Origin of the sequence: Marinobacter halophilus (assembly GCF_003007685.1) — a bacterium.
GTDB classification, from domain to species: domain Bacteria; phylum Pseudomonadota; class Gammaproteobacteria; order Pseudomonadales; family Oleiphilaceae; genus Marinobacter; species Marinobacter halophilus.
This window is the reverse complement of sequence record NZ_PXNN01000001.1, coordinates 1-5911: the sequence shown is the minus strand read 5'-3', so window position 1 is coordinate 5911 and position 5911 is coordinate 1. Positions and strand designations below refer to the sequence as shown.

General features: G+C 52.9%; 2 tRNA genes and 3 rRNA genes. All 5 read right to left on the bottom strand.

Features of this window, described 5'->3' with window-relative positions:
* Window positions 1–45: 45 nt before the first annotated feature.
* The 5 genes from rrf to C7H08_RS00005 all read right to left on the bottom strand — a co-directional run bounded on the left by rrf (window position 46) and on the right by C7H08_RS00005 (window position 5474).
* Window positions 46–161: ribosomal RNA gene (gene rrf / locus C7H08_RS00025) — 5S ribosomal RNA — on the bottom strand.
* A 90-nt stretch (window positions 162–251) separates the two neighbouring features.
* Window positions 252–3142: ribosomal RNA gene (locus C7H08_RS00020) — 23S ribosomal RNA — on the bottom strand.
* Window positions 3143–3471: 329 nt separating this feature from the next.
* Window positions 3472–3547 (bottom strand) — tRNA-Ala (locus tag C7H08_RS00015).
* A gap of 95 nt (window positions 3548–3642) precedes the next feature.
* A tRNA-Ile gene (locus tag C7H08_RS00010) sits at window positions 3643–3719 on the bottom strand.
* 214 nt (window positions 3720–3933) lie between these two features.
* A 16S ribosomal RNA gene (locus C7H08_RS00005) occupies window positions 3934–5474 on the bottom strand.
* The 16S, 23S and 5S rRNA genes sit together here with 2 tRNA genes alongside, the layout of an rRNA operon.
* Window positions 5475–5911: the final 437 nt, after the last annotated feature.

Here is a 5911-nt window from a genome sequence, read left to right as displayed (position 1 = left end):
AAAAAACCCCCGACAGCGGTGCTATCGGGGGTTAGGGTATTAAGAGTCTGACGATGACCTACTCTCACATGGGCAGAAGCCACACTACCATCGGCGCTGGTCTGTTTCACTGCTGAGTTCGGGATGGGATCAGGTGGTTCCAGACCGCTATAGTCGTCAGACAAAACGGTTGATCACTGGGGGACGAGATAGAACGTGTGATGTTGATTTCGATGTTGCTTAGCGTTATCCGCAATTGTCTTGGGTGTTATATAGTCAAGCCGCACGAGCAATTAGTACTGGTTAGCTCAACGCCTCGCAGCGCTTACACACCCAGCCTATCAACGTCCTGGTCTTGAACGGCTCTTCAGGAGGCTCAAGGCCTCAGGGAGATCTCATCTTGGAAGGGGCTTCCCGCTTAGATGCTTTCAGCGGTTATCCTGTCCGAACGTAGCTACCGGGCAATGCCACTGGCGTGACAACCCGAACACCAGAGGTTCGTCCACTCCGGTCCTCTCGTACTAGGAGCAGCTTTCCTCAAATCTCCAACGTCCACGGCAGATAGGGACCGAACTGTCTCACGACGTTCTAAACCCAGCTCGCGTACCACTTTAAATGGCGAACAGCCATACCCTTGGGACCGGCTTCAGCCCCAGGATGTGATGAGCCGACATCGAGGTGCCAAACACCGCCGTCGATGTGAACTCTTGGGCGGTATCAGCCTGTTATCCCCGGAGTACCTTTTATCCGTTGAGCGATGGCCCTTCCATACAGAACCACCGGATCACTATGACCTGCTTTCGCACCTGCTCGACGTGTCTGTCTCGCAGTCAAGCGGGCTTGTGCCATTACACTAACCGCATGATGTCCGACCATGCTTAGCCCACCTTTGTGCTCCTCCGTTACGCTTTGGGAGGAGACCGCCCCAGTCAAACTACCCACCACACAGTGTCCTCATCCCCGATAAGGGGACCAAGTTAGAACCTCAAACATGCCAGGCTGGTATTTCAAGGTTGGCTCCACCAGGACTGGCGTCCTGGTTTCAAAGCCTCCCAGCTATCCTACACAAGCATGTTCAAAGTTCACTGTGAAGCTATAGTAAAGGTTCACGGGGTCTTTCCGTCTAGCCGCGGATACACCGCATCTTCACGGCGATTTCAATTTCACTGAGTCTCGGGTAGAGACAGCGCCCCCATCGTTACGCCATTCGTGCAGGTCGGAACTTACCCGACAAGGAATTTCGCTACCTTAGGACCGTTATAGTTACGGCCGCCGTTTACCGGGGCTTCGATCAAGAGCTTCGCACGAATGCTAACCCCATCAATTAACCTTCCGGCACCGGGCAGGCGTCACACCGTATACGTCCACTTACGTGTTTGCACAGTGCTGTGTTTTTAATAAACAGTCGCAGGGGCCTGGTATCTTCGACTGGTTTCAGCTCCACCCGCAAGGGGTCTCACCTACCACCAGCGTGCCTTCTCCCGAAGTTACGGCACCATTTTGCCTAGTTCCTTTACCCGAGTTCTCTCAAGCGCCTTGGTATTCTCTACCTGACCACCTGTGTCGGTTTGGGGTACGGTCTCGAATAGCCTGAAGCTTAGAAGATTTTCCTGGAAGCATGGCATCAATGACTTCTCGCCCTAGGGCAATCGTCGTCGCGTCTCAGAATTGTGGGCCCGGATTTGCCTAAGCCCACTCCCTACACGCTTAAACCGGGACAACCGTCGCCCGGCTCACCTAGCCTTCTCCGTCTCTCCATCGCAGCTATCCAAGGTACGGGAATATTAACCCGTTTCCCATCGACTACACCTTTCGGTCTCGCCTTAGGGGCCGACTCACCCTGCGCCGATTAGCGTTGCGCAGGAAACCTTGGTCTTCCGGCGTGGGAGTTTTTCACTCCCATTGTCGTTACTCATGTCAGCATTCGCACTTCTGATACCTCCAGCATGCTTCTCAACACACCTTCGCAGGCTTACAGAACGCTCCCCTACCACGCATCTTGCGATGCATCCGCAGCTTCGGTGACCAGTTTGAGCCCCGTTACATCTTCCGCGCAGGCCGACTCGACTAGTGAGCTATTACGCTTTCTTTAAAGGATGGCTGCTTCTAAGCCAACCTCCTAGCTGTCTGAGCCTTCCCACATCGTTTCCCACTTAACTGGTACTTTGGGACCTTAGCTGGCGGTCTGGGTTGTTTCCCTCTTCACGATGGACGTTAGCACCCACCGTGTGTCTCCCGGATAGTACTCACAGGTATTCGGAGTTTGCATCGGGTTGGTAAGTCGAGATGACCCCCTAGCCGAAACAGTGCTCTACCCCCTGTGGTATTCGTCCGAGGCGCTACCTAAATAGCTTTCGGGGAGAACCAGCTATCTCCGGGCTTGATTAGCCTTTCACTCCGATCCACAAGTCATCCCCTGGCTTTTCAACGACAGTGGGTTCGGTCCTCCAGTTGATGTTACTCAACCTTCAACCTGCTCATGGATAGATCGCCCGGTTTCGGGTCTATGCCCAGCGACTAATTCGCCCTATTCAGACTCGGTTTCCCTACGGCTCCCCTAAACGGTTAACCTCGCCACTGAACATAAGTCGCTGACCCATTATACAAAAGGTACGCCGTCACAGAACAAGTCTGCTCCGACTGCTTGTACGCATACGGTTTCAGGATCTATTTCACTCCCCTCACAGGGGTTCTTTTCGCCTTTCCCTCACGGTACTGGTTCACTATCGGTCAGTCAGGAGTATTTAGCCTTGGAGGATGGTCCCCCCATATTCAGTCAACGTTTCTCGTGCGCCGACCTACTCGATTTCACTAGACTCAGGTTTCGGATACGGGGCTATCACCCACTATGGCGGCACTTTCCAGAGCCTTCTCCTACCAGTTGTCTAGCTTAAGGGCTAGTCCCCGTTCGCTCGCCGCTACTTAGGGAATCTCGGTTGATTTCTTTTCCTCGGGGTACTTAGATGTTTCAGTTCCCCCGGTTCGCCTCTTACACCTATGTATTCAGTGCAAGATACCTAGCCGAAACTAGGTGGGTTTCCCCATTCAGAAATGCCCGGATCACAGCTTGTTTGCCAGCTCCCCGAACCTTATCGCAGGCTTCCACGTCTTTCATCGCCTCTGACTGCCAAGGCATCCACCGTATGCGCTTAGTTGCTTGACTATATAACCCCAAGACAACTGATCTGTACGCCACCACAAACAAGAGCCCCGACTCCACCGAAGTGAAACCAGCTTTCTCATCCAGGATGAGGTTCAGAGACAGTCGCTCGAAGTCATATACAACCACTTCAACGACAACACCGGATAACGCTTGAAATCGTTATCACATTGAACCTATTTCTCTCGGAGATAATGAGAAAAATAGTTTCGTGTTCTATCTCGTCCAATTTGTTAAAGAGCAAATCTGACCCAGTGATCAGAAAGGAAGATTTCATCAATCTGAAACATTCGTTTCTGTACACTGCTAACCGTAGTTAGTCAGTTAATATTTGGTGGAGCTAGGCAGGATCGAACTGCCGACCTCCTGCGTGCAAGGCAGGCGCTCTCCCAGCTGAGCTATAGCCCCAGTAAGCTATGTCTAAAATCGTTCAGATCAAGGCATCGAATGGCGCCGCATAGCCTGCTATGCAAGTCATTCGATAACGCCGAACTGGGCGATTTTGGTGGGTCTGGGTGGACTTGAACCACCGACCTCACCCTTATCAGGGGTGCGCTCTAACCACCTGAGCTACAGACCCGATTATCACGCCATCTTGTTGCGCCTGGCCGCGTTGCAGCTCTCGCTCAGTCAGTCACGTACACATGTACGCTCCTTCCTTCACTCAATCTGCGCCTTGCCAATCACAACAATCTGCCGCGCTAATGCAGCGGGCCTGCAATAGACCCTTTTGCTCTCTTTATTAGCCAACCAAGTAATTCGTGTGGACTCTGACCGAAGCATTCGGCTTCGTTTAAGGAGGTGATCCAGCCGCAGGTTCCCCTACGGCTACCTTGTTACGACTTCACCCCAGTCATGAACCACACCGTGGTAATCGTCCTCCCGAAGGTTAGACTAACTACTTCTGGTGCAATCCACTCCCATGGTGTGACGGGCGGTGTGTACAAGGCCCGGGAACGTATTCACCGCGACATTCTGATTCGCGATTACTAGCGATTCCGACTTCACGCAGTCGAGTTGCAGACTGCGATCCGGACTACGACGTGTTTTAAGGGATTGGCTCACTCTCGCGAGTTGGCAGCCCTCTGTACACGCCATTGTAGCACGTGTGTAGCCCTGGCCGTAAGGGCCATGATGACCTGACGTCATCCCCACCTTCCTCCGGTTTGTCACCGGCAGTCTCCCTGGAGTTCTCAGCATTACCTGTTAGCAACCAGGGATAGGGGTTGCGCTCGTTACGGGACTTAACCCAACATCTCACGACACGAGCTGACGACGGCCATGCAGCACCTGTCTCAGAGTTCCCGAAGGCACCAATCCATCTCTGGAAAGTTCTCTGGATGTCAAGGCCAGGTAAGGTTCTTCGCGTTGCGTCGAATTAAACCACATGCTCCACCGCTTGTGCGGGCCCCCGTCAATTCATTTGAGTTTTAACCTTGCGGCCGTACTCCCCAGGCGGTCAACTTAGTGCGTTAGCTGCGCCACTAAGACTTCAAGAGTCCCAACGGCTAGTTGACATCGTTTACGGCGTGGACTACCAGGGTATCTAATCCTGTTTGCTCCCCACGCTTTCGCACCTCAGTGTCAGTGTTGGTCCAGGTAGCCGCCTTCGCCACTGGTGTTCCTTCCTATATCTACGCATTTCACCGCTACACAGGAAATTCCACTACCCTCTACCACACTCTAGTCTGACAGTTCGAAATGCCGTTCCCAGGTTAAGCCCGGGGCTTTCACATCTCGCTTAGCAAACCACCTACGCGCGCTTTACGCCCAGTAATTCCGATTAACGCTTGCACCCTCCGTATTACCGCGGCTGCTGGCACGGAGTTAGCCGGTGCTTCTTCTGCGAGTAACGTCAATCCTCCAGAGTATTAGTCTGAAAGCCTTCCTCCTCGCTGAAAGTGCTTTACAACCCGAAAGCCTTCTTCACACACGCGGCATGGCTGGATCAGGGTTGCCCCCATTGTCCAATATTCCCCACTGCTGCCTCCCGTAGGAGTTCGGGCCGTGTCTCAGTCCCGATGTGGCTGATCATCCTCTCAGACCAGCTACGGATCGTTGCCTTGGTAGGCCTTTACCCTACCAACTAGCTAATCCGACTTAGGCTCATCCAATAGCGCAAGGTCCGAAGATCCCCTGCTTTCCCCCGTAGGGCGTATGCGGTATTAATCCGGGTTTCCCCGGGCTATCCCCCACTACTGGGCAGATTCCTAAGCATTACTCACCCGTCCGCCGCTCGACGCCTGGGAGCAAGCTCCCATCGTTTCCGCTCGACTTGCATGTGTTAAGCCTGCCGCCAGCGTTCAATCTGAGCCATGATCAAACTCTTCAGTTTAAATCATACAAGAATCCGAAGATCCTTTAATCTTGCTCAAGACAAAACTCAATGTTCGACGAGTCACTGTCCTGATATTTCATATCCGAAATACCTCGGCCAGCGCCCACACGAATTACTTGGTTAACTTGTTAAAGAGCGTTTGAGCCGTGGCTCAATCAAGGTGGCGTATTCTACATCGTTCCGCGACCTTGTCAACCGTTTATTTTTCGCTGCTTCCGACTCCGGAAACGGCCGAAAAACTCATCGGCGTACTGCTTAATCGAGGTGCGCATTCTACACTGAACCGCCACCTTGTCAACCGCTTTCTCGAAGAATTTTAAAACCGTTTTCTTCAAACCTTTCAAGCAGTTATCGCTTCAGTTCCGAGCCGTTTCAGCGGCCTGTCCCTCAAGCGAGATGCGCATTCTACAGACCTCAGCTTGGGTGTCAACGGT